At 69.8% G+C, this 26,460-nt stretch carries 21 protein-coding genes; 12 read left to right on the plus strand and 9 right to left on the minus strand.

The window, feature by feature from the left end; translation table 11 throughout:
- The first annotated feature begins 253 nt into the window (after nt 1–253).
- On the plus strand, nt 254–2,536 hold the full coding sequence (locus tag IE302_RS08500) for an ATP-binding protein (RefSeq protein ID WP_229907676.1): 2,283 nt from the start codon (nt 254–256) through the stop codon (nt 2,534–2,536).
- Here IE302_RS08500 and IE302_RS08505 read toward each other — a convergent pair.
- The gene (locus IE302_RS08505) at nt 2,533–3,753 is read right to left on the minus strand and encodes a cytochrome P450 family protein (protein WP_191253567.1); all 1,221 of its coding nucleotides are present in this window, start codon (nt 3,751–3,753) and stop codon (nt 2,533–2,535) included. The two genes, IE302_RS08500 and IE302_RS08505, sit on opposite strands and share 4 nt — an antisense overlap.
- 134 nt (nt 3,754–3,887) lie before the next feature.
- Here IE302_RS08505 and IE302_RS08510 point away from each other — a divergent pair, with 134 nt between their 5' ends.
- Nucleotides 3,888–5,396, plus strand: coding sequence for a GGDEF domain-containing protein (locus IE302_RS08510; RefSeq protein WP_191253569.1), 1,509 nt, complete (start codon nt 3,888–3,890; stop codon nt 5,394–5,396).
- Between the two features lie 28 nt (nt 5,397–5,424).
- Here IE302_RS08510 and IE302_RS08515 read toward each other — a convergent pair whose 3' ends face one another.
- The gene (locus IE302_RS08515) at nt 5,425–6,372 is read right to left on the minus strand and encodes a phosphatase PAP2 family protein (RefSeq protein WP_191253571.1); all 948 of its coding nucleotides are present in this window, start codon (nt 6,370–6,372) and stop codon (nt 5,425–5,427) included.
- Between the two features lie 110 nt (nt 6,373–6,482).
- On the opposite strand from IE302_RS08515, the gene IE302_RS08520 reads away from it, so the two are divergent.
- The 4 genes from IE302_RS08520 to IE302_RS08535 all read left to right on the plus strand — a co-directional run bounded on the left by IE302_RS08520 (nt 6,483) and on the right by IE302_RS08535 (nt 9,946).
- On the plus strand, nt 6,483–7,175 hold the full coding sequence (locus IE302_RS08520) for a response regulator (protein ID WP_191253573.1): 693 nt from the start codon (nt 6,483–6,485) through the stop codon (nt 7,173–7,175).
- Entirely contained in the window at nt 7,172–8,584 is a 1,413-nt protein-coding gene (locus IE302_RS08525; protein ID WP_191253575.1) for an ATP-binding protein, read from the plus strand. The genes IE302_RS08520 and IE302_RS08525 overlap by 4 nt, the downstream gene beginning before the upstream one ends.
- On the plus strand, nt 8,581–9,078 hold the full coding sequence (locus IE302_RS08530; protein WP_191253577.1) for a hypothetical protein: 498 nt from the start codon (nt 8,581–8,583) through the stop codon (nt 9,076–9,078). Before IE302_RS08525 ends, IE302_RS08530 begins: the two co-directional genes overlap by 4 nt.
- A 196-nt stretch (nt 9,079–9,274) precedes the next feature.
- A complete protein-coding gene (locus IE302_RS08535) occupies nt 9,275–9,946 on the plus strand; it encodes a VldE C-terminal domain-containing protein (RefSeq protein WP_191253579.1) in 672 nt (223 codons plus the stop codon).
- A gap of 644 nt (nt 9,947–10,590) precedes the next feature.
- Here IE302_RS08535 and rnhA read toward each other — a convergent pair.
- Genes rnhA through IE302_RS08550 form a run of 3 tightly spaced genes read right to left on the minus strand, consistent with a single transcriptional unit; the run spans nt 10,591 to nt 13,005 of the window.
- A complete protein-coding gene (gene rnhA, locus IE302_RS08540) occupies nt 10,591–11,073 on the minus strand; it encodes a ribonuclease HI (RefSeq protein ID WP_191253581.1) in 483 nt (160 codons plus the stop codon).
- A 26-nt stretch (nt 11,074–11,099) separates the two neighbouring features.
- The gene (gene dinB, locus IE302_RS08545; RefSeq protein WP_191253586.1) at nt 11,100–12,290 is read right to left on the minus strand and encodes a DNA polymerase IV; all 1,191 of its coding nucleotides are present in this window, start codon (nt 12,288–12,290) and stop codon (nt 11,100–11,102) included.
- 49 nt (nt 12,291–12,339) lie between these two features.
- Nucleotides 12,340–13,005 (minus strand): Crp/Fnr family transcriptional regulator, encoded by a 666-nt coding sequence (locus IE302_RS08550; protein WP_191253587.1) that lies wholly within the window; start codon nt 13,003–13,005, stop codon nt 12,340–12,342.
- A 57-nt stretch (nt 13,006–13,062) separates the two neighbouring features.
- Between IE302_RS08550 and IE302_RS08555 the strand changes: the two genes are divergently transcribed.
- On the plus strand, nt 13,063–13,374 hold the full coding sequence (locus IE302_RS08555) for a YciI family protein (protein WP_191253588.1): 312 nt from the start codon (nt 13,063–13,065) through the stop codon (nt 13,372–13,374).
- Here IE302_RS08555 and IE302_RS08560 read toward each other — a convergent pair.
- Both IE302_RS08560 and IE302_RS08565 read right to left on the minus strand, forming a co-directional pair.
- Complete coding sequence (locus IE302_RS08560; protein WP_191253589.1) at nt 13,334–13,627, minus strand: putative quinol monooxygenase; 294 nt, start codon at nt 13,625–13,627, stop codon at nt 13,334–13,336. The two genes, IE302_RS08555 and IE302_RS08560, sit on opposite strands and share 41 nt — an antisense overlap.
- 25 nt (nt 13,628–13,652) lie before the next feature.
- On the minus strand, nt 13,653–14,072 hold the full coding sequence (locus tag IE302_RS08565) for a DUF6010 family protein (protein ID WP_191253591.1): 420 nt from the start codon (nt 14,070–14,072) through the stop codon (nt 13,653–13,655).
- A gap of 92 nt (nt 14,073–14,164) precedes the next feature.
- Between IE302_RS08565 and IE302_RS08570 the strand changes: the two genes are divergently transcribed.
- A complete protein-coding gene (locus tag IE302_RS08570; protein WP_191253593.1) occupies nt 14,165–15,127 on the plus strand; it encodes a GlxA family transcriptional regulator in 963 nt (320 codons plus the stop codon).
- 1 nt (nt 15,128) lies between these two features.
- Here IE302_RS08570 and IE302_RS08575 read toward each other — a convergent pair whose 3' ends face one another.
- On the minus strand, nt 15,129–15,419 hold the full coding sequence (locus IE302_RS08575) for a hypothetical protein (RefSeq protein WP_191253596.1): 291 nt from the start codon (nt 15,417–15,419) through the stop codon (nt 15,129–15,131).
- Between the two features lie 126 nt (nt 15,420–15,545).
- Here IE302_RS08575 and IE302_RS08580 point away from each other — a divergent pair, with 126 nt between their 5' ends.
- The 4 genes from IE302_RS08580 to IE302_RS08595 all read left to right on the plus strand — a co-directional run bounded on the left by IE302_RS08580 (nt 15,546) and on the right by IE302_RS08595 (nt 25,848).
- Nucleotides 15,546–16,805, plus strand: coding sequence for an MFS transporter (locus IE302_RS08580; RefSeq protein WP_191253598.1), 1,260 nt, complete (start codon nt 15,546–15,548; stop codon nt 16,803–16,805).
- A 349-nt stretch (nt 16,806–17,154) separates the two neighbouring features.
- Nucleotides 17,155–18,450, plus strand: coding sequence for a GGDEF domain-containing protein (locus IE302_RS08585; protein ID WP_373307923.1), 1,296 nt, complete (start codon nt 17,155–17,157; stop codon nt 18,448–18,450).
- A 196-nt stretch (nt 18,451–18,646) separates the two neighbouring features.
- The gene (locus IE302_RS08590) at nt 18,647–19,861 is read left to right on the plus strand and encodes an HNH endonuclease signature motif containing protein (protein WP_191253599.1); all 1,215 of its coding nucleotides are present in this window, start codon (nt 18,647–18,649) and stop codon (nt 19,859–19,861) included.
- 497 nt (nt 19,862–20,358) lie between these two features.
- Nucleotides 20,359–25,848: an ATP-binding protein gene (locus IE302_RS08595; protein WP_191253601.1), complete on the plus strand. Its 5,490-nt coding sequence runs from the start codon at nt 20,359–20,361 to the stop codon at nt 25,846–25,848.
- A gap of 67 nt (nt 25,849–25,915) precedes the next feature.
- On the opposite strand, the gene IE302_RS08600 is transcribed toward IE302_RS08595, so the two are convergent.
- Nucleotides 25,916–26,455 carry a bifunctional nuclease family protein gene (locus tag IE302_RS08600; RefSeq protein ID WP_191253602.1) on the minus strand — a complete coding sequence of 180 codons (540 nt, stop codon included), beginning with the start codon at nt 26,453–26,455 and terminating at the stop codon, nt 25,916–25,918.
- Nucleotides 26,456–26,460 lie beyond the last annotated feature (5 nt).

Raw genomic sequence — 26,460 nt, forward strand, 5'->3', positions numbered from 1 at the left:
GCGACCACGACCGGTTTCCGAGGAGATCAGTACTCGCCGGGTTGTTTCGCAAGCGGAACAGGGCCTGCTCACATTTCGCGGTCGCGCATGATCCACCTCCCTTTCGACCGGCGCTCCGGTGGGGGACGGGCGCGTTCCCGCACAGTTTGGGGGCTCTCTTCACGCCTCCGCACACCCAGTGGCCGTGTTGTGACCCAGGTAATGGGAAGGTTGTGGCACGATCTGCCGCGGTGCGGGAAGAAAGGTGCTTCTGGTGACCGAGAATTCCGGTTCGGTCAGCTCCGGGGAGACCGGGAAAGCACGTGCGGAACCGAGGCCGGTTTCGACGGCAGCGCTGGCATTCGGACGCGCGCTGCGGCAGCGGCGGCAGGCCAAGGGACTGGCGCTGCGCGAACTCCAGAAACTGGCCTATGTCGACAAAAGTCTGATCAGCCGGGTCGAGCGCGGCCTCACCCCGCCGAGCGCGGAATTCGCCGAATCCTGTGATCGCGCGCTGGAGGCGGGCGGGACGCTGATCGTCCTCGCCGAAGCCGCCCGCGCGGAACCGTACGTTCACCTTCCCCCGCCGCCGAGCCATTTCGTCGGCCGCGAAGAGCACTTCGCCCTGCTCGACGAAAAAGTGTTCACCGAACCGGCCAAAGTCGTCTTCGTGGCGGGCCCGCCCGGGGTCGGGAAGACCGCACTCGTGCTGAATTGGGCCAACCGGCGGCAGGAGGAGTTCGACGGTGTCCTCTGGTCGGATCTGCGCGGGTACGCGGCGGGCTCCCCCGCGCAACCCGCCGACATCCTCGACGACCTTCTGCGGTGCGTCGGCGTCCGCCCCGACCGCGTCCCCGCCGAGGAGCACATGCGGCTCGCGCTCCTGCGCGGGCTGCTGCGCGGCCAGCGCACCCTCGTCGTGCTAGACAACGCCCTCGACTCGCACCAAGTACGGCCGGTGCTGCCCGGCACCCCGGACACCACCGTGCTGATCACCAGCAGGCGACGGCTCTCCGGACTCGTGGTCGGCAGCGGCGCGGTCCAGGTTTCCTTGGAACCGCTGGAAGATCTCGAAGCGACCCGGCTCATGGCCGAACTCATCGGCGACGAACGCGCGGCGGGCGACCCCGAAGGCGTCGGCAGGCTCGTCCGGTTGTGCGCGGCGCTGCCGCTGGCGGTGAACATCGCCGCCGAACGGGTCGCCACGCATCCGCACCAGAGTGTCGGCGACCTCGCCCGCGAACTCGTCGCGGAGGGACGGCGCCTGGAACTGCTCGCGGTCGACGACGACGCCGTCGGTGTCCGGGCCGCCTTCAGCTGGTCCTACCGCGCGCTCGATGCCGACACCGCCCGCATGTTCCGGCTGCTCGGCCTCCACCCCGGCCCACGTTTCCCCGCGGGCGCGGCGGCCGCGCTCGCCGGGCTGCCCGAACACGACGCGCGGCGCCTGCTCGACAAACTCGTGCAAGCGCATCTCGTCCAGCAGGTCGGCGCCCGGTACTACCGGTTCCACGACCTGCTCCGCGTCTACGCCGCCGAAGAGGCCACGGCCGAGCAGTGGCGGGACGAGCGGCAGGCGGCGGTTTCCCGGCTGACCCAGTGGTACCTCTACGGCGCCAACGCGGCGAGCTGGACGCTGACCCCGGCCCGCGATCATCACATCGACCTGGGTCCCGCGCCCGAGGGTGTCGAGCCGCTCCGCTTCGCCACCTTCGACGAGGCCTACATCTGGTGCGCGTCGGAGATGCCGAGCATCACCGGCGTCGCCCGGCTGGCACTGGACCACGGGCTGTACGAGACCGGCTGGCGGCTGCCGGTCGAGCTGTTCGACTATCACCTGCTCGGCAGGCCGTGGCAGACGTGGATCTCCAGCCACGAGGTCGCGATCGAATCCGCGAAGGCGGGCGGCGACCTCGGCGGGCTGGCGTGGTCGGCGATCAACCTCGCCGAGGCACACCGCCGGCGCGGCGATCTCGACCGCGCGCACGAACTGTTCGGCCAGGCCGTGGAACTCTCGAAGGAGATCGGCGAGAACCCGAGCCTCGGCTGGGCCTTGGTGGGGCTCGGGAACATCGCGCACGAACGCGAGGACTACCCCGAGGCCGTGCGGCTGGACGAAGAGAGCGTGGCGGTGAACACGCGGATCGGGTACCGGCTCGGCGAGGCGACCTCGCGGGTCCATCTCGGCCGCGCCTACCGCGATCTCGGCGAACGCGACCTCGCCCTCGACCACGGCCTGCGCGCCTACGAGGCCTATGCGAAGGACGCCGACCAGCACGGCATGGGCTTCGCACTGGTGCCGCTCGCCCGGACCTGCCGCCGGTTCGGCGATCTGGAGCAGGCGCTCGGGTACTGCGAGCAGGCGCTGACCGCCTACCGGAACTGCGGTGACGTCTGGGGGCAGGCCGACGCGCTCGACGAACGCGGCTGCGCGCTGGCCGCGCAAGGGCACACCGAAGAGGCGATGACGGTCTGGCGCGACGCGCTCCAGCTCGTCATGGATCTCGACGACCGCAAGGCGAACGTGCTGCGCGGCCGCCTCGAAGGCGCCGTCTAGAGCTTTACCGGCAGGTTGTGCAGACCGCGGGTGATCGCGCTCGGCCACCACACGAGCCGGTCCTCGGGGACGGTCAGCGTCATCGACGGCGCGCGGTCGAACAACGTCTCCAGAGCCGCGGACGCCTGCATCCGGGCGAGCGCGGCCCCGATGCAGATATGCGGCCCGACCCCGAAGGCCACGTGCCGCACCGGCCGTTCGCCCGGCCGGAAAGCGAGCGGCTCCGGGTGGACCTCCGGATCGCGATTGGCCGCCAGCAACGACAACAGGATCGGGTCGCCCGCCTCCATCCGCTGCCCGGCGAGTTCCATCGGCTCGGTGACGAACCGCCAGCTGGTGTTCTGCAGCGGGGTGTCGCGGCGCAGGACCTCTTCGACGACGAGCGTCAGGTACGAGCCGTCGGCGCGGGCGCGGGCCGCCTCCTCCGGATGCGTGATGAGGGTCAGCGCGGTGGACGCGATGAGGCTGATCGTCGTCTCGTGCCCGGCGATCAGGGAGAGGAACGCGGTCGCGGCGACCTCGGCGTCGGTCAGTTTTCCGCCGGCTTCCTGGGTGAGCAGGTCGCTGATCAGGTCCGCGCCGGGTTCGGCGCGTTTGCGGGCGACGACGTCGGCGAGCAACGCGTCCAGGTCGTCGGTCGCCTTGAGCATCGACGCCATGTCGGTGACGTCGCCGGCGGCGACCACCAGCGCGGGCGGGCGGACCTCGTCCAGCAGGCTGTCGGGGATGCCGATCAGCTCACAGATCGACCGGATTCCCAGCGGGTACGCGAAATCCTCGACGAGGTCGCCCTCGCCCCGGTCCAGGATCGGGTCCAGCAGTTCGTTCGCGAGCTGATGCGTGCGGTCACGCAGGTGCTGCAGCCGGCGCGGGCCGAAGGCGCCGGCGCAGGCCTTGCGCAGCCGCGCGTGCTCCTCGCCCTCGAAGTTGTTCATATGCCCGATGAGCGTCGGCCGATGGTCGGCGGGCAGGCCGAGGTTCGCCTTGCGCCAGTGGTCCGCGGCGACGGACGGGCATTTGGACAACCGCGGGTCGGCCATCGCGGACACGACGTCCGCGTGCCGGGTCAGCAGCCAGGTCCAGGTGTCGCCGGGTAGCGGAAGCCGGAACGCCGGGGCGTTCACACGAAGCCATTCGTAGGCAGGCGAAGGATCCCGGTCGAATTCCGGACCGAACATCACAGGGACCGCGGCATCGTCGTATGCGGCATCAGGCATACGGGCCACCCTGCCAGCTGGTGGCGGCTCCGGATCCGGCGAACGCAGGTATCGGCCTGTCTCACGCGATCGTCAACGCGGTCCCCCTGTCACCCCCTTGCGGTGACCCAGCAAGATCGAAGCGGGTGCGGTGCGTGACGAAGGAGGTGGACCCCGTCAGCGAGTTCGGCAAGCACGACCGTGACGCGGTCCCGGAGCGGCCGCCCGGTTCGCTCCGGGGTTTCGCCGACACCGTCGGCCTCGCCGCCGCCCGCGTCTGGCGGCTGCGTGGCCGTGCCTGGAACACCCTGCGGCATCCGGCGGGCTGGGAACTGTGGCGACTGCCGCCCGCGGCGGTCTTCTGGATGCTCGGCACCGAGATCGCGGTCGCGGTCTGGGCCCTGTACAGCGGTTTCAAGGCCACTGTCACGACCACGGACCTCGTCCGCTTCGGTGTGATCGCGGGCTGTGCGATCTGGTACCTCGTCCAGACCCAGCATCCCGAGGAGCAGCGCCGCGCCGACGACCGGCGGGGCGAGCACATCGACCAGACCGCCGTCTGGCTGGGCGGCGCGGCCGTCCTCCTGCCGCCCACCCTGTCACTGGCGCTGCTGCTGATGGTGCGCGTGCAGCGCTACTCCATCGCGCACAAGGCGATGACGACGTTCCTGTTCACGACCGCCGCGCACGCCGCCTCCATCCTCGGCGTGCACGCGATCACCGAACTGACGTCGCTGCACACCTGGCTCGAATCCGGGACGCTCCCCCAGCGAGCGGGCGACATCGTGGTCGCCGCCGTCGCGCTGGTGGGCGCCGCGCTCTGGTACTTCGCGTCGCAAACGCTCTTGATCAGCATCGCGCGTGGCCTGGCGTGGGGCGGCTGGCGGCGGCAGAAGCTGATCGGCAGCTGGGCCGACAACGCCGACTTCGTCTACGCGCTGCAGCTCGCGGCGTGCACCACGATCCTCGGCGCGGTCAACATCGCGCTGGTGCCGCTGGTGATGATCGGGGTCGCGCTGCGCTCGACCCGGCTCTCGCAGACGCTGGCGGACACGATCGCGCGCAGCCAGCGCGACCGGAAGACCGGGCTGCTGACCGAGGACTCGTTCCACGCCCCGGCCGCCTTGCGGCTGCTCGAAGACCAGACCGACCGGCGGCCGACCGCGTTCCTGATGCTGGATCTCGACCACTTCAAGCAGTGGAACGACAAGTACGGGCATTCCGGCGGCGACATCGTGCTCGGCTGCGTCAGCGCCGTGCTCCGGCAGAACACCCGCGCCACCGACGTCGTCGGGCGGTGGGGCGGCGAGGAGTTCTCGGTCCTGCTGCCGGACACCACCCGCGAAGAGGCGATGCGGATCGCCGAGCGGATCCGGGAAGCCGTCGCGAAGACCGCGATCACCGGGCTGACGGAACTCGCCAGCGGCCACGCCACCAACGAACCCCGCGCGGTGGGCCCGATCCACGGCTGCACCGTGTCGATCGGCGTCGGGCTCTCGCCCGAGCACTCGACGGACTACGGCGAGCTCTTCCGCGCGGCGGACACGGCCATGTACCAGGCGAAACGGAGCGGCCGGAACCGGGTCGTCGTGGCGCCCTCCGCGGTTCCGCCCTCGCCGCGGGTACCGATGTCACGTATGGGACCCGACCGGTCCCATACGTGACATTCCGGAGCACCTCCGAAGGCCCGCCTCAGCGGCGGGTCACGAGGCGGGTCTCGAGCAGGTCGTCGACCACCCGGGTCTGGACGCCGGTCCGCCGCTCGAACGCCGAACCGTGCAAGGGCCACAGCGCGACCAGCACGATCCCCACGGCGGACAGCCCGGCCAGCACCAGCGCGGCGACGAACTGGGCGGCGCCGTCGGTCGCCGTGCTCAGCACCGCGAACCCGATCAGCACGATCGCGGTGGGCAGCACCGCGGCCAGCACCACCAGCGCGGCGGACGTGCGGCGCAGGTCCCGGCGCCGGGAGGTCAGCCAGGCGGCGAGCAGGCAGGCGATCGACGCCCCCAGCAGGCAGGCGCCCGCCGTGTCGCTCAGCCGGTGCCAGCCCAGCGCGATGGTGGACGACGCGACCCAGGCGACGGCGACGCCGCCCAGCCCGCCGATCACCGTACGGAACCGCTGGGGCAGAACGAAAGCGAGCGCCATCAGGATCGCCATGGCGGCACTGACGTGTCCGCTCGGGAAGCTGTTGTGTCCCGGTCCGCGACCGCTGTCGGGCAGGTCGGGCCGTTCGAGGACGTACAGCTTGAGCAACTGCGCGGCGACGAGCGGGAGCACGAGGACGAACAGCGCGGGGACGATGAGGCCGGGCTTGCGGCGAACGAGCGCCAGGACCACCAGCACGATGCCGGCGGCGCCGATCACGAGCACCATGTCCTGGTCTCGCAGCGGCCCCGCCCAGTCCATTGTGGACCATTGGCCGGACTGCGCGCTGCGGACGACGCCGTTCTCCGCGAGCTGACCGGCCGACGTGTGCACGAAGAGCACGAACGTCACGATGAACGCGGCGGCCAGGCCCAGTCCGGTGGCGAGCTGGAACACGGCCCTCGACAGGGTGCGCCTGGTCTCGGCGTGCCGTCCGGGCAGCGGACGGTGGGCGGGGGTCGGTTTCGCTTCGGGGGTGAGAACGGCCATGGGTCTCACTGTCCCCACGCCGTTTAGCCGTGAGGTCCGGACAATGTCATGGTTCTGCTACAAGATCGGGCCGAGTCGCACACGCGCCGCGATATCCGAATAATGGCGGCGTGGCAAGTGTCCTTTTGATCGAAGACGACGCGTCCGTCCGGGAGGGACTGGAGCTCGCGCTGCGCCGGCAGGCGCACACCGTCCACACCGCCGAGAGCGGTGAGCTCGGGCTTGAGAAACTCCGGGTGTTCCAGCCCGACATCGTCGTGCTGGACCTGATGCTGCCGGGCATCGACGGCTTCGAGACCTGCCGCCGCATCCGCTCGGCGGGCGAGGTGCCGATCATCATGCTCACCGCCCGCAGCGACGACTTCGACATCGTGGCCGGGCTGGAGGCGGGCGCCGACGACTACGTGACCAAGCCGATCGAACCCCGCGTGCTCGACGCCCGGATCCGGGCGGTGCTGCGGCGCGCGGTGAGCGAGAAGCCCGCGAGCGAGGGCGACCCGGCCGGGGAACGGCACGGCCGCCTGGTCATCGACCGGGCCGGGCTGGTGGTCACGAAGAACGGCGAGCCGGTCTCGCTCACGCCGACCGAGCTGAAACTGCTGCTGGAGCTTTCGCGCACGCCCGGCCAGGTCTACAGCCGCCAGCAGATCCTCTCCGCCGTCTGGGATCACGACTATCTCGGCGACTCCCGGCTGGTCGACGCCTGTGTCCAGCGGCTGCGCGCGAAGATCGAGGACGTGCCCGCGAAACCCGAACACGTCCAGACCGTCCGGGGCTTCGGGTACCGGTTCGGCCGTTCATGAGGCTGCTCTCCGGGCTGCGGCCCCGGCTCATCCTGGCCTTCGCGGCGATGACGATCATCGGGGCGGCGGCCGCGGCGGGGGCCAGTTACGTCTCGGCCCGCAACGCGATCCTCGAAGCGGTCCAGAACGCCGCGATGAATCAGCTGAAGGACCGGGTCAGCGCCTACGGCCGCCCGCTGTCCACGCCGCCGACCCAGGAGCAGCTCAACGACTTCGCGGGCAGCCTGCGGTTGAACGCCGTCGCGGTCTACGGGAAGCTGCGCTCGGTCAACGGTCCGGACTTGACCGTCTTCTCGCCCGAATTGCGGCAGACCGTCGCGAGCGACACCCGGATCCAGTTCCAGCGGGTGGACCGGGAAACCAGCCCCGAGCTCTTGGTCGGCCTGCCGGTGCTGTCGCGGCGGCTGGACGGGGCGATGGGGGCCAGCGGCGTCGAGGTGTACTCGCTCACCTCCCTCGTCCAGCAGCAACAGGCCATCGACGAACTGGCGAAGTCCGCCTGGCAGATGGCGGCCCTCGCCCTGCCGCTGGCCGCCGCGCTCGCCCTGCTCGCGGCGAGACAGGTGCTGCGGCCCGTCCGCGCGCTCAACACCGCGGCCGCCCAGCTCGGCGAAGGCAGGCTCGACGTCCGGCTGCCCGCCAAGGGATCCGACGAGCTGGCCGAACTGGTCACCACGTTCAACAACACCGCCGCCGAACTGGAGCGCACGGTCGGTGAGCTGAGAGCGATGGAGGCCGACGCCCGCCGGTTCGTGGCCGACGTCTCGCACGAACTCCGCACGCCGCTCGCGGCGATGAACGCGGTCACCGACGTCCTGGACGAGGACGCGGAGGCGTTGCCGCCGGACACCGCCGTCGCGGCGCGGCTGGTCTCGGGCGAGACCCGCAGGTTGACCCGGCTCGTGCAGGACCTGGTCGAGATCTCCCGGTTCGACGCGGGCCGCGCCGAACTCGTGCTCGACGAATGGGATCTCGCGACGGCGATCCGGGACAGTCTCGACGCCCGCGGCTGGCGTGACGGCGAAGAGCTGGTCGTCGACCTGCCGGAGGGGGTACTCGCCCGCGTCGACCGGCGTCGGCTCGACCTGATCGTGGCCAACCTCGTCGGCAACGCGTTCCGGCACGGTGAGGCGCCGGTCGAAGTCCGGCTACGCGCCGACGGCGACGGCGTCACACTGGAGGTCGACGACCACGGGCCCGGGATCGACCCCGAGGTCCTGCCGCATGTCTTCGACCGGTTCACCAAGGCCGACACCGCCCGTGCCCGGTCCGAGGGCAGCGGGCTGGGCCTGGCGATCGCGCTGGAGAACGCCCGTCTGCACGGTGGCGACATCACGGCCGCCAATACCGGACACGGCGCCCGGTTCGTGCTGCGCCTGCCGCACCGCACCGAAGGAGGGACGCGATGAGGAGGACCCGGATCCTGCCCGCCCTCGCAGCCGCTGCACTGGTGGCGGCCTGCGGCGTGCAGCCGACCGGCGTCGTCCCGGCCGGGCCCGGTCCCTCGATCCGCGCCACGTCGGGGGCGAGGGGCCTGGGCGGTGTGACGCTGTACTTCGTCTCCGACGGCCGGGTCATCCCGGTGACGCGGCCCAGCGAAGGCTTCATCTCTCCCGAAGGCGCGATCACGATGTTGCTGAAGGGGCCGACGGAACGGGAAGCCGCGCAGGGACTCACCACGTTCGTCCCGCTGGGGGTGGACCAGGTCCGGGTCTATCCTGGCGACCCGTCGAGCCTCTCGCTGCCGTTCTCGGTGCGCAAACTGTCCGACCAGGCCATCAATCAGCTGGTCTGCACCGTGATCGCGGCCTCGACGAACACCGGCCAGGCTGCGCAGCCCCCCGGGGTGAACGTGATCTCGCCCTACGAAGACGTGTACTTCCAGTCCTGCAAAGCGGACTGATTTCGTCACTCACAGTGCTCACACAAAAGCACTTCTTGTACCTGTACGGACGTGAGCTCCTTTTGGTTCACGGATCAAGGTAACTGTGGGCGAACGCACTCGGGCGTGACATTGCCGTGTCCTTTTCGTAATGTTGCCCGGAGCTCGCGGCCCCCGACGCGAGTTCCCGTCCCCGAAGTGGTGAGTGATCAGAGAAATGGCCGGCAGACATCGCAAGAACAAGGCTCCGCAGTGGAAGCTCCCCGCGGGTATCGCGGCAGCGGTCGCCACGGCGCTCCCGGCGTCGATGTGGCTGACCACCGCAGGTTCCCCTGACGTCGAAGCGGCCAGTGCCGCGCTCGCGCTGCAGGCTCCCCCGGTCTCCAGCGTGACTCCCCCGCCGTCGACCAGCAGCACCCCGCCCTCCAGCTCGACGACTACCCCGCCCCCGTCGACCTCCTCGGCTCCCCCGAAGCCGACGACGTCGACCAAGGCCCCCGCCCCGGTGAAGAAGACCGTGCCCGCCACGACGGCGTGTTCGACCAGTCTCGCCGGCACCAAGCCGCACGTCGCCCAGGTCGGCAACCACGTCAAGGCGAAGTTCGGCGTCAAGACCGTCGGCGGCGTCGCCGGCCGCGCGAACGCCAGCGACCACCCGTCCGGCCTCGCGCTGGACTTCATGGTGGACACCGCCACCGGCAACGCCATCGCCGACTACATCCTCGCCAATCAGAAGGACTTCGGCGTCACCTACGTCATCTGGCGCCAGCGCTACAACGACGGCAGCGGCTGGGACACCATGGAGGACCGCGGCGGCGCGACCGCCAACCACATGGACCACGTCCACGTCTCCTTCGCCAAGAGCGCGAAGGTCAGCGTCAGCTGCTGACGACGTCCCTTGAGTTCCATTGAGCCGTAGGGCAAATGTGGCGCTTCAGGTCACGCGGGTAGTGCCGGTCACGTCTCGTGGCAGGCGAGGTGACGGGGGAAGATTCCGGACGTTCAACGGCCAGAATCTTCCCCCGTCACCTTCACACTCAACCGCCAGCCGCACCAGCGGGTAAGCAAATACGAGTCCACTGGAACGCGACTTACCACTCACGACCACCTGTACCCAGCGTGGTCAGGTGGGAGCCGATGTCACGAACGCTCCGCTGCCGCAGTTCAAGTACGTCCCGCGGGGCGGACGTTGTGAAAGCCACTTTCACAACGTTGAAGGTTGCGAAAGTGGCTTTCACAACACCACCTTCCCGGAGTGCGCTGGGCCGAGGTGCTCGTGAAGGCCTCCTTGCCTACCCTGAAGGTAGTGAAGGAGGCCTTCACGGACAGCCGCAACGCCCCCGGGAACCCCAGCCGCCACAGAAGCCCCAAGTACCACAGCGGATGCGCGTGAAGGCCCCCTTCACGCAGCTCAGCCGAGGAAACTCGCCCTTCACGCCGACCCAAGTACATGAAGGGGTCCTTCACGGAGCCAGGCGCAAGCAAGGGGGCCTTCATGTACCGCGAACAGCCTCGTGAGCGGTAAGTGCCGTTCTAACGACGCCGAGCGGACCGTTCGCCGGGCTGGACCACAGGTCGTCCCACGACCTCTTCCACGCCTTTGACGGCGAGCCGGTCCGCTCGCTCGTTCTCCGGATGCCCGGCGTGCCCCTTGACCCAATGCCATTCGACCTCGTGCTGTGAAGCGGCTTCGTCGAGGCGGCGCCACAGGTCGGCGTTCTTGACCGGCGTCTTGGCCGAGGTCATCCAGCCGTTGTTCTTCCAGTTCCGCACCCAGCTGGTGATGCCGTTCCGGACGTAGGTGCTGTCGGTGTAGATGTCCACCGTGACCCGGCGCTTGAGGCTTTCCAGCGCCTCGATGGGCGCGGTCAGCTCCATCCGGTTGTTCGTGGTCGGCCCGGGATCCCCGCCGTAGATCTCCTTCTCGACCGTGCCGTACCGCAGCACCGCGCCCCAGCCGCCGGGACCGGGATTGCCGCTGCACGCACCATCGGTGTAGATCTCGACTTCCGCCACCGGGACACCCTAACGACCGGACGGGGTCAGTCCGGCAGCAGTGGCACCCACGGCTCCTCGGCCTGCCCGAGGTGCACCGCCCGTGTGATGGACTTCGAACCGAAGCGGTCCCGGACGGTGTCGAGCGTCGCGTCGAGCGCGTCCCTCGGCTTGGCCTCGAACGGCAGAGCCAGCTGGATCGAGTCGTCTTTCGTCAGGTTCGTGAGCGCGAGGCCGATCAGGGTGAGCCCGCGTTCGTCGATCAACGGTCTCGCCGCGGCGAGCAGGTCACGGGCCGCCGCGACGATCGCGCCGGTCTGCTCAGTCGCCTCCAGCAGGGTGTGCGAACGCGTCGCCTTGGTGAAGTCGGCGAACCGCATGCGCAGCACCACCGTGCGACACACCCGGTGCGCCGCGCGCAACCGGCGGGCCAGGCGATCGGCCAGGGTCAGCAGCATCGTGTCGAGTTCGGCGGGTGAACGCGGTCTGCTGCCGAGCGCGCGCTGCGCCCCGATCGACCGGCGACGGTGACCGGTCCGCACCCGCCTCGGATCGTCGTTGTGGGCCAGGGCGTGCAGGTGGGTGCCGACGCCGCGGCCGAGCATCCGGACGAGTTCCTTCTCCCCGAACCCCTCCATCTGCCCGACCGTCGTCACGCCGCGTTCGCGCAGCTTCTGCGCGGTCACCTTGCCCACGCCCCACAGCCGCTCGACCGGAAGCGGGTGCAGGAACTCCATCTCCTTGTCGTGCGGCACGACGAGCAGGCCGTCGGGTTTCGCGACCCCGCTGGCCACCTTCGCGAGGAACTTCGTCCTGGCGACGCCGACGGTGATCGGCAGGCCGACCTGCTCCAGGACGTCCTTCCGCAGTTGCGCGGCGATCCGGCTCGGCGTGCCCGCGATCTTCAGCAGGCCGCCGACGTCGAGGAAGGCCTCGTCGATCGAGATGCCCTCCACCAGCGGCGTCGTGTTGCCGAAGACCTCGAAGACCGCCTTGCTCGCCTCCGAGTACGCGTGCATCCGAGGCGGGACGACGATCGCGTCCGGGCACAGCCGCCGCGCCTGCCCGCCGCCCATCGCCGTCCGGACGCCGTACGCCTTGGCCTCGTAACTGGCCGCCAGGACGACGCCCCCGCCGACGATGACCGGGCGCCCGCGCAGGCTCGGGTCGTCCCGCTGCTCGACCGACGCGTAGAACGAGTCCAGGTCGGCGTGCAGGATGGGCCCCTCGGTCGTCATAGAACATATGTTCGCATCAAACGGCCGAACGACCAAGCTCCGGACCGGGTCAGACGCCGGCCCGGCGGGCGAGGAGTTCCGGGGCGAGGACTTCCACAGAGCCTGGTCCGACGCTGATCAGGCCCTCGGCGGCCAGTGCGCGGAGCGCCCGGTTGACCGAGACGCGGGTGGCGCCGATCGCCTCGGCCAGCCCCTGCTGCGCACCGGGCGGCAGGACCGTGGTCCCGGATCGCCCGGCCGCTCGCGCCAGCCACGCCGCGACCCGGGTGGTGACGTCGGCGAAATTGGCACGCACCAGCTCGTCCCGCAGATCCCGCAGGTCACGGACGAGATAGGCCAGGACATGGCGGCGCACGCCCGGCAGGTCGTCGATGAGCGCCGAAAGCTCGCGAGCGGGAACGAAGCGCAGCCGGGCCCTGGTCGCCGCCGACCACGTCGCGGTGTGGTCGCCGGTATCCAGCACCGCGACCTTGTCCACCGCGCACGGCGCCGCAAACTGGCCCAGTCGCAGCCGCCGTCCGTCGACGGTGTCGTGGACGGCGGTCAGCGTGCCGCTCTCGACCACGATGAGCCGGGTCGCGGGATCGCCCCGCACGGCCACGACGTGGCCGGCTTCGAACACCCGGACGCTCGACCGGGCCGCGACCCGCTGCAGGCGCTCCCGGTCGAGGCCGGCGAACAGCGGGACCGCCGCCAACGCGCCCAAATCGTCCACGAACGGCAGTATCGCGTGATACAGCGCCGACGGTGAACCAGGTCCTACCGTCGCGACATGTTCGTACTACACCTGACCTTCGACGACGATCCCCGGCGGCTGGCCGCCCGCCCCGCCCACCGGGAACGGCTGACGGAACTGCACGCCGCGGGACACCTGGTCATGGCCGGGCCTTGGCAGGACGACTCCGGGGCGCTGCTGGTGTTCGGCGCCGATGCCGATATGGACGCGATCCTGGGGGCCGACCCCTACTATTCGACGCCCGGGGTGACGGTCAACGCTCTGCGGCGATGGAGTCCGATCCTCGGTCCCGACCCGGCGGGGACCGTCAGTCGAACGGCGGCCCCGAGTGGGAAACCTGGTGCTTGAAGACCTCCCCGGTCAGGATCTCGGCGGAGTACGTCGGCCTCGGCGAGATCGCGCGCCACGCGTTCAGCACTTCCTCCGACTCCCAGTATTCGAAGATGTTCACCCTGCCCGCCTCGAGCGTGTCGGCCGAGATCACCAGGTCGAGACACCCGGCGTGAGCCCGCGCCTTCTCGACGATCACCTGATGGCCCGCCACGTACTTGTCCCGTTCCTCGGGGTCGACGTATACCTTCCCCGCGACGATCACGGTCATCCCGTTCTCCCTTCGTTCGGTCGTCTTACTGAAACGTCGAACGGGCGCGGCGGAAAACGACACGCGCGCGGAGGAAATCGGTCACCGATCGCCCGCCCGTGAAGCACCAGATCGCGATCACCGGGTCGCAGATCGCGCAGCCGAACGAGGAATGCTCCGCGAACGGGATGATCGGAGCTCCCTTGAGGTGGTGCACGACGTCCCAGCCGGTGTGCAACAGCCACGCGATGCCGATGAACGTCCAGGACTCCAGGCCCCGGTATGCCACATAGGTCACGACGGCGGTGAACGCGAACTCCCAGATCCCGAGGCCGCCGCCGCTCAAGTACGCGGCGCCGGCACCCGCCACCATGACGGCGTTGAAGCGGCGACGGTGCGGCTCGTGGATCAGCGACATCAGCACGACGTAGACGAGGCCGACGAGGATCGGCGCGATGATCATCATGGCTCGACGCTAGAACCGGACGGAGCCCGCTCCCAGTGGCGTGAATGACGTCTTCCAACGAGATCTCGCCATCGGGCGGGTAGGTTGCGGGCATGCACACCGTCGCGGTCCTCGCGCTGGACAAGGTGATCCCGTTCGACCTCTCGACGCCGATCGAGGTCTTCGCCAGGACTCGGCTCGCCGACGGGAACGCGGGCTATCGGGTGATCGTCTGCGCCGAGCGTCCGGAGGTCGACGCCGGGCACTTCACCCTGCGTGCCCCGTGGGGACTGGAGGCGCTGCGCGAGGCGGACACGATCATCGTCCCGGGTACCGCCGACCCGGCCGGGCCGGTGCCGGACGCCGTCCGCGACGCGCTCACCTCGGCCGCCGCGAAGGGCAAGCGGATCGCCTCGATCTGTTCCGGCACCTTCATCCTCGCCGCCGCGGGCCTGCTCGACGGCCTCCGCGCCACCACGCACTGGATCGCCGCCGAGGCGCTGGCCGCCGCCTATCCGGAGATCGACGTCGACCCGGACGTGCTCTACGTCGACAACGGGCAGATCCTCACGTCGGCGGGCGCCGCCGCGGGCATGGACCTGTGCCTGCACTTGATCCGCCGCGACCACGGCGCCGCGATCGCCGCCGACGCAGCCCGCCTTTCGGTGATGGCGCTGGAACGCGAGGGCGGACAGGCGCAGTTCATCGCGTTGCGACATCCCCCGGCTCCCCGCGGCGCGGCGCTGGAACCCACTTTGCTCTGGATGCAGGAGAACCTCGCTCGCGACCTCAGCCTGGCCGACATCGCCGCCCGCGCCGGGATGAGCACCCGCACGCTCATCCGGCATTTCCGCGAACAGACCGGGACGACCCCGTTGCAATGGCTGCACCGGACGCGGATCCGGCAGGCGCAGCATCTTCTGGAGACCACCCAGTACGCCGTCGAACGGATCGGCGCCGAGGTCGGTTTCGGTTCGCCCACCTCGTTCCGCGACCGGTTCAAACGTACGACCGGCGTCAGCCCGGTCATTTACCGGCGCGCTTTCCGTTCGCACGAAGTCATGACGGCGGGCTGACTCACGCGGCGAGCGTCAGGACGGTGTCCGAGGCCCGCACCCGCGCCTGTTCGGCGAACCGTCTCCGTGCGGCGACGACTCTGAGCCATCGTTGCGCACGTTCGGCGTCCAGTTCGGAGGTGGCGCGGGCGAGGACCTCGGCGGCGTGCGCGGCGGAGTCGATCTCCGCGGCGGCGCCGAGGTAGTCGCCCGCCTCGATCAGCTTGTAGGCGTGGCGCATCTCGGTCTGCGCGGTCGAGTAGATGGCGTAGGCGGCGAGGTTGTTCGCCAGCGGGCCCAAGGAATGCGACATCGGATTCTCCGTTCCTTCTCTTACTCACACGTCGAACGAGTACCCCGCGGTTCGACACGGCGGCGGATATTTTTCGAAGATCTTCGGGGTTGCGTGAAGTGGTCGCTTCACGACAGCCTGAAGCGCATGCCAGCCCGGGCGGCGTCGTTCCGCAGCGTCTTCGCGGTCGCCGAATTCCGCCGGATCTGGCTCGCGCATCTGCTGTCGATCGCCGGTGATCAGCTGGCCAGGGTCGCGCTCACGGTGCTGGTGTTCGACCGGACGTCGTCGGCGGGCTGGGCTTCGGCGGCGTACGCGCTGACTTTCGTCCCCGATCTCGTCGGCGGCGCGCTCGGCGGCGTCGCGGACCGGTTCTCGCGGCGCACCGTGATGGTGGTGACCGACGTCGGCCGCGCGGTCCTGATCGCGCTGATGGCGGTGCCCGGCCTGCCCCTGCCCGTCGCGGTCGGGCTGTTGTTCCTGGTGCAGCTGCTGGCCGGGCCGTTCCAGGCGGCCCGCCAGGCGATGCTGCCGGATCTGCTCGACCCGGATCGCCTGGTCGTCGGCCAGGCGATCATCTCGTCCACCTATCAGGCCGGGCTCGTGGTGGGCTTCGGCGCGGGCGCTGCCGTCGTCGCCGGCCTCGGTGTCCCCGGAGCGCTGCTGATCGACGCGGGGACGTTCGCGCTTTCGGCGCTCATGCTCCGCTTCGGACTCGATCGCTACCCACCCTCGGCGCCGAGCCACCACAAGCACCCTTCCCTGATCGCCGGCTGCCGCCTGGTCGCCCGCGACCGCAAACTGCGCTGGCTGCTGCTCATCGCCTGCTGCTGCGGGTTCTACGTCGTGCCCGAAGGCCTCGCCGTCCCGGTCGCCGCCGAACTGGGCGGCACGGGCGCGCTGCCATGGCTGCTCGCCGCGAACCCGGTCGGGTCGGTGCTCGGCGGCATCCTGCTGAGCCGGATCCCGCGCGAACGGCAGGTCAAGGTGCTGGGCGCGCTGACGGTGGCGAGCAGCCTGGTGCTGATCCCGACCGGCTGGGCATCCGGCCTGGTCACGATCGTCGTGCTGTGGACGCTCTCGGGCGTGTTCTCCGCGCACGACATGATCACCCAGACGCAGTACAGCCTCGCCGCGCCGTCGGCCCATCGCGGTCAGGTGATCGGGGTCGCGATCGCGGCGTTGCGGGCGGCCCAGGCGGCGGGGATCGCGGCCGCCGGGCTGCTGGCCCAGATCTTCGCGCCGACCACGGTGGTCACCGTCGCGGCCGCCGCGGGGGTACTGGTCGCCTGCGTCGCCGGAATGGGCTGGTCACGGGCGGTGTCGTCCCGCCGCGGCCCCGGTGATCACGGAGATCCCGTGGGGCCGGTCGGCGGGACGACACCCGCTGGCGAGCATGATTCCTGAGCCGATCGGTTCATCACGTCCAGTTGTTGTCACGACGGGTCGTCCAGTTGTTGTCACGCACTGCGGTCACCTCCCTTCGCGAAGCCGCGCGCTCGTGGGGGCGATCACTCACGTCCAGTTGTTGTCACGCCGAGTGGTCCAGTTGTTGTCCCGCATGTCGTTCACCTCCTTCGAAATAGCGATGGATCAGGCAAAACATTCACCAGTTGTTGTCCTGCATCGGTGCACCTCCCTCGTTCCGGTTGGGCTGTCCGGGGGAATTCGCGGCCGCGCCTCTTATCGTCCGGACAACGACGGTCGTCGCAGTCCCGGTTCGATTACGGTGTAGATCACCGACGGAAGAGGGTGCGTGAACGGACGACTAGGCGGCGCGCGGCGGCTCAGGGCCTGGCACCTGTGGAGCCTGCCGCGACCTGTGCGTTCCTACGTCCTGGTCGTGAATCTCATCGCGGTCCTCTCGACCGCCGCCACGGCCTGGCTGGTCCCGGTGACCGGTACCGACCTGGTCCGCTTCGGCGTCTTGACGCTGTGCGCGGCCATCGCGATCGAGGGCACCCGGCAGATCGAACGCCAACGGGAATACGACAGGGCCCCGTCGGTCGCCTACGTGGACACCAAGGCGGTCTGGAGCGTCGCCGCCGTCATCGCGCTGCCGCCGGTGCTGGCCGCCGCGATGGTGGTCGTGACCTACACCATCGCATGGCTGCGGATCTGGCCACATCAGCGGCCGGTGCTCCCCCATCGGTGGATCTTTTCCGCCGCGACGGTGCTCTGTGGCACGCAGGCCGCCGTCGTCGTCCTCAGCCTCGGCATGCACCACTACCCCGGTCCGCCCGAGTCCGGCCTGCTCACCGGGCTGGGCGATCTCGCCGTCATCGTCGTGGCCGCGGCTCTGCGCTGGGCGATCAACACCGTGCTGGTGATGATCGCGATCGCGCTCTCGTCGCCCCCGAAGTCGATCGGCGAACTGTTCTCCGGGTTCGGCGACCAGATCCTCGAAGCGGGCGCGCTCGGCCTGGGTCTCGTGACGGCCGTCGTCCTCGTCCAGGCCAACCCGCTGGTCCTGGTCGGGGTCGTCATCGCACTGGTCGCGCTGCACCGCGGGCTGCTGCTGACGCAGTACCGGCGCGACGCGCACACCGACGCCACCACCGGGCTCGTCACGAAGCGCCGCTGGCGTCAGCTGGCCGAAGAGCTCCTGGGCCGGACCCGCGCCGGGCGGAAACTCGGCGTGCTGTTCCTCGACCTCGACAACTTCAAGACGATCAACGACACCTACGGCCACCCCAACGGCGATCTGGTCCTGCGCGCGGTCGGTGACGCGCTGCGCGCCGAGATCCGCGAGCAGGACGTGTGCGGACGGTGGGGCGGCGAGGAATTCGCGATCGTCATCCCGGACATCCACGGCGAAGAGACCCTGCGCCAGGTGGCCGAGCGGATCCGGCACCAGGTGGCGGTGGTCTCCGTCGCCCTGCCCGATCGCGACACCGTGCTGACCGACCTGACGGTGTCGATCGGCGGGGCGTTGTACCCGGCGGCCAACATCACCAGCGTCGACGACCTCCTCGTCGCCACCGACACCGCGCTGTACCGGGCGAAGCAAGGTGGCCGCAACCGCGTCGAACTGGCCCCTCCGACGCAGTAGGCTTCGTCCTGCGCTTGACTCGCTCGCCCGCACTGGCCTCTCCGTGTTGCGCGTGCGGCTTCTCTGCTCGTCGGACTAGCTCAGCGTTCTTCATTGTGGAGCGAATTGCGGCTCCACCACCGAAACGGCCGTCGCCGGAAATCGGCGAAGTTCTTCGCGGCCGAAAGTGTCGGTGGGTGGTTGTACGGTTTTCCACGTGGACACTTCTAGAGCCTTTTTGGCTTCATACAAGGATTCTTCTACTTTGACCGACGAGGAATGCGTGTTGCTCACGCAGGAGGCGTCGGCGGACATCGCGCGACTGGAGGCAATCCGGTTCCGCGCGATCGCGCGGTTGTCCCGCCATCGCGGCGGTGCTTCGAGCGTGGTGCAGGAGGTGGCGTTCGCTCTGTCTGTTGTGGACGGTCATGCCGCGGTGCTGGTGTCGACGGCGGAGGCGTTGACGACTCGTCTGCCGTGCACGTTGGGGTTGATGGATCAGGGGTTGGTGAGTGGCGCGGGAGCGGCGAAGGTCGCCGCGGCGACCGCGTGGCTGTCCGACGACGACGCGCGCGCCGCGGATGCGATGCTGGAGGATCGGCTGGAGGGCCGGAATACCGAGCAGATCCGGAAAGCGGCGAGTCACGCGGCGGGGGTGGTGGACAAGGAAGGGGCCGCGCGGCGTACCGAGCACAGTCGTGCCGGGCGTCGTCTGATGGTGCGGCAGGGCGAGAGCGGGGTGGCGTCGATCGAGGTCGAAGACGGCCCCGTCGAGAAGGTGGCTGCCGCGTATACGCGGATCGATCGGGAGGCCCGGGCGTTACGGGCCGGTGGTGAGACGCGCACTTTGGATCAGTTGCGTGCCGATGTGGCGTTGGATCTGTTGCTGGGTGGGCAGGGCGGTCGGGGTGAGCGGGCGGAGGTGTTTCTCTATATGGATTTGGCCACGTATCTCGGCCTGAATGAGGATCCGGCGGAGTTGGCGGGGCATGGTGATATTCCGACGTCGCTGGCGCGGGAGATCGCTACCGGTGCGGATACGGTGTTGCGGCGGATCATCACTGATCCGTTGTCCGGGCAGGTGCTGGATCTGGGCCGGGAGCGGTACCGGCCCACCGCCGGTCTCGGCGAGTTCGTGCGGGTGCGGGATCGGGAATGCCGAAGACCCGGTTGTCACCGTGTCGCGCAGGCCTGCGATCTCGATCATTCGGTGCCGTGGCAGTTCGGTGGTCACACCAGCGCCGCCGATCTCGCCGCGTTGTGCCGTCGTGATCATCGATTGAAGGACGAACCCGGCTGGATCTATCACCTCGCGCCCGACGGCACGTTGACCGTCACCACCCCGACCGGACAGCGCCACACCAGCGAACCACCACCCCTGCACGAACCCCACCCGACAGTGTCCCCGGAGAACGAACCGCCACCGTTCTGACCCGTCGCCGAAAAACGACCACGCCGCCCTGCCCGAGCATCACCCCTCGACACGAGACCCGTAGCCTCGTCCCCCAACCGAGCGCCCCAGCCGAGCGCCGCCACCGAGCACCGTCGCCGAAAAACGGCCACGAACCTCAAGTGAGCACCCCCGGCACCAACCCTCGACGCCCAGCGCCTCGACGAGCGCCCGCGCCGGACCAGCCGTCCCGGCAATCCCGATGAAACCGGGCGTGAACACCTGATGACAGCTCACGAACCCAGCTAGCAAGTCCGGCCCCCGATTGTCCACTTCATCACGTCATCAGGGCCCCTACTAGGTGTTCCAGGACACTTTTTGGTGGGTTCCTACAAGCACCGGCCCTCGGCATGCGCCACCGACGACATTCTCGTACCGGCCGGTAAGAGGCAGGCTGTTAGACAGGTACAGGAGACTGTCCCGCGCGGGATCCGGCGGGACGTCACCCTGTTGTGCTGCGTACTTGGGAGGCTCAGTCGGTGTTCAGTCGTGTCGCCATCGTCAACCGCGGAGAAGCCGCGATGCGGCTCATCCATGCCGTCCGCGAGCTGTCGGCGGAGACCGGACAGCGGATCGAGACCGTCGCTCTCTACACGGACGCGGACCGGTCGGCGACGTTCGTGCGGGAAGCCGACATCAGCCACAACCTGGGGCCGGCGTCGGCGCGTCCGTATCTGGACTTCGCCGTGCTGGAACGGGCGCTGACCGAGACCGGGGCCGACGCGGCCTGGGTCGGTTGGGGCTTCGTGGCCGAGGACCCTGCCTTCGCCGAGCTGTGTGAGCGGCTGGGCGTCACCTTCATCGGGCCGAGCGCCGACGCGATGCGCAAGCTCGGCGACAAGATCGGCGCGAAGCTGATCGCCGAAGAGGTCGGCGTGCCCGTGGCGCCCTGGAGCCGCGGCGCCGTCGCGGACCTGGACGAAGCCATCCGCGCGGCCGGTGAGATCGGCTACCCGCTGATGCTCAAGGCCACCGCCGGTGGTGGTGGCCGCGGCATCCGCGTCATCACCTCCGCCGACGAGCTCAAGGACGCTTACGAGCGCACCAGCCTGGAGGCCGAGCGGGCCTTCGGCAGCGGCGTCGTGTTCCTGGAGCGCCTGGTCACCGGCGCCCGGCACGTCGAGGTCCAGGTCATCGCCGACGGTCAGGGCACCGCGTGGGCACTGGGCGTCCGCGACTGTTCCGTGCAGCGCCGCAACCAGAAGATCATCGAGGAGTCCTCCTCCCCGGTCCTGAGCCCCGAGCAGGCCGACGAGCTCAAGCGGTCCGCCGAGCGGCTCGCGCTCGCCGTGGACTATCGCGGCGCCGGCACCGTGGAGTTCCTCTACCACCCCGGTGACAAGCTGTTCGCCTTCCTCGAGGTCAACACCCGCCTGCAGGTCGAGCACCCGATCACCGAGCTGACCACCGGCATGGACCTGGTCAAGGCCCAGCTGCACGTCGCTTCCGGCGGCAAGCTCGAAGGCGTCCAGCCCGCCGAGTTCGGGCACGCCGTCGAAGCGCGGCTCAACGCCGAGGACCCGGACCGCGACTTCGCCCCGTCGCCCGGCCGCATCGCCCGCCTGGACCTGCCCGCCGGACCCGGCATCCGGGTCGACACCGGGGTCAGCGAAGGCGACACGATCCCCGCCGACTTCGACTCGATGATCGCGAAGATCATCGCCTACGGCCGCGACCGTGACGAGGCGCTCGGCCGTCTGCGCCGCGCGATGGCGCAGACCACCGTCATCATCGAGGGCGGCGCGACCAACAAGAGCTTCGTCCTCGACCTGCTCGACCAGCCCGAGGTGATCGACGGCAGCGCCGACACCGGCTGGATCGACCGCGTCCGTGGCGAAGGCAAGCTGGTCACCCACCGCCACTCGGCGATCGCGCTCGCGGCCGCCGCGATCGAGGCCTACGAGGACGAGGAAGCCGTTGAGCGCCAGCGGCTTCTGTCCACCGCGCACGGTGGCCGTCCGCAGGTTCAGCACGAGAGCGGCCGTCCGCTCGACCTCAAACTGCGGGGCGCCGCGTACCGGGTGAGCGTGGCCAGGATCGGCCACCGCCGGTTCCGCGTCGGTGTCTCCGCGGGCGGCGGCGACATCCACCCCGCCGACGTCGAGGTCGACCGGTTCGACGAGCACACCGGCCAGATCACCGTCAACGGCAGCCGGTTCCGCCTGGTCACCGGCACGCACGGGCCGATCCACCTGGTCGAGGTCGACGGCGTCACCCACCGCATCAGCCGCGACGAGGGCGGCGTCGTCCGCTCCCCCGCGCCCGCGCTCGTCGTCGCGACGCCGCTCGAGGTCGGAGCGGAGGTCGAGGCAGGCGCACCCGTGCTGGTGCTGGAAAGCATGAAGATGGAGACGGTGCTTCGCGCGCCGTTCCGCGCGAAGCTGCGCGAGTGCGTCGTCTCGGTCGGCAGCCAGGTCGAGACCGGCGCTCCCCTGCTGCGGCTCGAACCGGTGGCGGAGGAAGGCGAAGAGGTCGCCGAGGACACCGGCAGCGTCGAGATCGAGCTCCCGTCGGAGCCGAACGGCACGTCGGCGGCGCAGCGGATCACGCGGGGGCAGCAGGACCTGCGCAGCCTCCTGCTCGGCTTCGACGTTGACCCGCACGACGAGCGCCGCACGCTCAGCGCGTATCTGGCCGCCCGCGCCGAGCTGGAGGACAACGGCGACCGCCCGCTGGAGGGCGAGGTCGAACTGCTGACCGTGTTCGCCGACCTGTCCGAGCTGATGCGCAACAAGCCGGCGCGCGAAGAGGCGAAGACGGACAACCGGGTGCACAGCTCCCGCGAGTTCTTCCACACCTACCTGCAGAGCCTCGACGTCGAACGCGCCGGGCTGTCGGAGTCGTTCCAGAACAAGCTCAAGAAGGTCCTGTCGCATTACGGCATCACGGACCTGGAGCGGACGCCGGAGCTGGAGGAAGCGGTCTTCCGCATCTTCCTCGCCCAGCAGCGGACCTCGTCCGACGTCGCGGTCGTCACCGCGCTGCTGCGGCAGTGGCTCACCGAGGCGCAGCCGTTCGAGTCGATGCGCGAGCCGGCGGGCAAGGCGCTGGAAGCGCTCATCGCCGCCACCCAGCTCCGCTTCCCGGTGGTCGGCGACCTCGCGCGCAGCGTGGTGTTCCGCTGGTTCGCCCAGCCGCTGCTCCGCCGCACCCGCGCCGAGGTGTACAGCGAGGTCCGCAAGCACCTGCGTCACCTCGACCTGAACCCCGACTCGCCGGACCGCGCCGAGCGGATCGCGAGCATGCAGGCCAGCGCGCAACCGCTGGTGCGCCTGCTCGGACAGCGGATCGGGCGCCCCGGCACCGATCACACCCCGCTGCTCGAAGTGCTGAGCCGCCGCTACTACGGCAACCGCGCGCTCACCGGCGTCCAGCAGGTCACCGTCGGCGGCTGCACCTTCGTCACCGGTGACTACGCCGACGAGAACGAGCGATTCCACATGGCCACCACCGCCGTCGACCGCGCCGGGCTGCCCGGCGCGATCAAGGCGGTCGCCGATCTCGCCGCCCAGCTGCCCGCCGACACCGACGTCGAGGCGGACCTCTACCTGACCTGGGACGACGAGTCGGCCGACGACGACGCGATGGCGGCGGGCCTGCGGGAGATCCTCACCGCCGAGTCGCTGCCGAGCCGGATCCGGCGCGTCACCACCACGGTCGCCGGGCACGGCGGCGCGGTGACGCACCACCACTTCACCTTCCGCCCGTCCTCGACCGGTTTCAGCGAGGAGCGGCTGATCCGCGGTCTGCACCCGCTGATCGCCCAGCGGATGCAGTTGCAGCGGCTGGCGAACTTCGACCTCACGCGGCTGCCGTCCGGGGACGAGGACGTCTACCTGTTCAAGTGCGTCTCGCCGATGAACCCGGCGGATCAGCGGCTGGTCGCGCTCGCGCAGGTCCGTGACCTGACCCCGTTGCGGGACAACGACGGCAAGCTGCTGGCCCTGCCCGCGGTCGAAGGCACGCTGGCGGGCTGCCTCGACGCGATCCGCGAGGTGCAGGCGAAGCTTCCGCCGAAGAAGCGCTTCGACACCAACAGGATCATGCTGTACGTGTGGCCGACCAGTGAGCTCACCGGCGAAGAACTGGACACGGTCGCGCAGCGCGTCCAGCCGTCGACCGCGGGCGCCGGTCTCGAAGAGGTCCAGTTCCTCGGCAGGCAACGCGACCGGGTGACCGGTGACGTCACCGAGGTCGCCGTCCGCATCGGCTACGACGTCAGCGGCGGCGTGCAGATGTCGCTGTCCGAGCCGACCACCGAGCCGATCCTCCCGCTCGACGACTACCGCCAGAACGTGCTGCGCGCCCGCCGCCGCGACACGGTGTACCCGTACGAGCTGACCGAGATGCTCGGCTCGTTCAGCGAGTACGACATGGACGACACCAACACGCTCGTCCCGGTCGACCGCAAGAAGGGGCGCAACAAGGCGGCGATCGTCGCCGGTGTGGTCACCACGCCGACCGAGCGGCACCCGGAGGGCGTCAAGCGCGTGGTGCTGCTGGGCGACCCGACGAAGGCGCTCGGCGCGCTGTCTGAGCCGGAGTGCTCCCGGGTGATCGCGGCGCTGGACCTCGCCGAGCGGCTGCGGGTCCCGCTGGAGTGGTACGCGCTCTCGGCGGGCGCCCGGATCTCGATGGAGTCCGGCACCGAGAACATGGACTGGGTCGCGGCCGCGCTCAAGCGGATCGTGCACTTCACCCAGGACGGTGGCGAGATCAACATCGTCGTCGCCGGGATCAACGTCGGCGCTCAGCCGTACTGGAACGCCGAAGCGACGATGCTCATGCACACCAAGGGAATCCTGGTGATGACGCCGGATTCCGCGATGGTGCTGACCGGCAAGCAGTCGCTCGACTTCTCCGGTGGCGTCTCGGCCGAGGACAACTTCGGCATCGGCGGCTACGACCGCGTCATGGGCCCGAACGGCCAGGCGCAGTACTGGGCGCCGAACCTCGCCGCGGCCCGCGACGTGCTGATGTCGCACTACGACCACACCTACGTGGCTCCGGAGGAGACCGGCCCGCGCAAGGCGGTCACGAACGACCCGATCGAGCGGGACATCTCGTCGTTCCCGCACGCGGCCGTCGACAGCGACTTCACCACGGTCGGCCAGATCTTCTCGCGGGAGGCCAACCCGGACCGCAAGAAGCCGTTCGACATCCGCACCGTGATGCGCGCGCTGTCCGACCAGGACCACCCGGTGCTGGAGCGCTGGCCGGGCATGGCCGACGCGGAGACCGCGGCCGTGCAGGACGTGCACCTCGGCGGGCGGCCGGTCTGCCTGCTCGGCATCGAATCGCGTTCGGTGCCGCGCCGCGGCTTCCCGCCCACCGACGGCCCGGACACCTACACCGCGGGCACGCTGTTCCCGCGGTCGTCGAAGAAGGCGGCGCGGGCGATCAACGCGGCCAGCGGCAACCGGCCGCTGGTGGTGCTGGCGAACCTGTCCGGCTTCGACGGTTCGCCGGAGTCGATGCGGAAACTCCAGCTGGAGTACGGCGCGGAGATCGGCCGGGCGATCGTCAACTTCGAAGGCCCGATCGTGTTCACCGTGATCTCGCGGTACCACGGCGGTGCGTTCGTGGTCTTCTCGAAGGCGCTGAACCCGAACATGACCGTGCTGGCACTGGAAGGCTCGTTCGCCTCCGTGCTCGGTGGGGCGCCCGCCGCGGCGGTCGTGTTCTCCGGTGAGGTCAACGCGCGGACCGCGGCGGATCAGCGGGTGCGGTCGCTGTCGGAGAAGCTCAGCGGGGCGACCGGCGCCGAACGCGCCGCGCTGGCCGCGGAACTGGCCGAGGTCCAGTCTTCGGTGCGAGCCGAGAAGCTGGGCGCGGTCGCTTCGGAATTCGACGGCGTGCACAGCATCGAGCGTGCGGTGAAGGTCGGTTCGGTGGACGCGATCATCAGCGCGGCCGAGATGCGGCCGCGCATCATCGAGGCGATCGAACGGGGCCTGGCGAAGCAGTAGTACTTAACCGCAATGAAGGGGCCTTTCATAGCAAAATTTGCTATGAAAGGCCCCTTCATTGCACGGGTCAGTGGCCGGGGTCGGGCGGCAGGTCACCGAAGTCCTCCGGCACGATCTTGTCCAGCGCCGCCCGGAACGCCTCGACCTCCCGTTCCTGAGCGGCCGGATCCGGCGGCACCGACGGCAGTTCCGCGTCGGGCCCGGCGCCCACGATCTCGACCCGGACCGAAGCGACCTCCAGTACCGAGTCCGCCACCTCGATCGCGACCCCGGCGCGCAGTCCGATCGCGACCGCGTCGCTCGGCCGGGCCGAGACGCGGATCCCGGAATCGAGCACGAGGTCGGCGAAGAAGATGCCGTCCCGCAGCGCGGTGACCTCGACCCCGGTGACCCGGTGCCCGAACGACTCGACCACCTTCCCGATCAGTTCGATCGTGCCGGGCCGGGGCAGGCGGATCTTCTCCTGCGCGAGCGCCACCGCGCTCGCCTCGGGGCCGCCGATCGTGATCGCCAGCCAGCGGCGTTCGCCCTCGCGCTCCCGCAGCAGCATCACCGGTGCGGCTTCCGGCGCCAGGACGGCCATCCCTTCGACGTCCATCGGGATCATGCGCG

The organism is Amycolatopsis oliviviridis (assembly GCF_014654365.1).
GTDB classification, from domain to species: Bacteria; Actinomycetota; Actinomycetes; order Mycobacteriales; family Pseudonocardiaceae; genus Amycolatopsis; species Amycolatopsis oliviviridis.